The organism is Jeotgalibacillus marinus, assembly GCF_040801915.1.
Classification (GTDB): domain Bacteria; phylum Bacillota; class Bacilli; order Bacillales; family Jeotgalibacillaceae; genus Jeotgalibacillus; species Jeotgalibacillus marinus.
Genome location: NZ_JBFMIA010000343.1, coordinates 1 through 224 on the forward strand (window position 1 = coordinate 1; position 224 = coordinate 224).

General features: G+C 48.2%; 1 protein-coding gene. It reads right to left on the reverse strand.

Annotated elements, in window-relative coordinates; all coding sequences use genetic code 11:
- Positions 1-26: 26 nt before the first annotated feature.
- On the reverse strand, positions 27-224 hold a 198-nt coding region (locus AB1471_RS18115; RefSeq protein WP_367781099.1), incomplete at its 5' end, for a hypothetical protein.

Consider the following 224-nt stretch of genomic DNA (forward strand, 5'->3'; position numbering starts at 1 on the left):
CCTGAATGAAATCTTGCACCTCTAGCCTAGAAGGGCCTTCCAGCAGCTTCCATCATCGACTTCATTTGGACCAGCCTCTCAATTTGCCTCACAATCCCAAGCACCACGTCCTCTAGGGTCACCGAGTCAATGCTGCTGTAGCCTAGTTGAGAAGCCACATTTTGCACTGAAACAGTAATATCAGAAACTCCATAGCGCTCTTTTAGATCATCATACCGCTGACG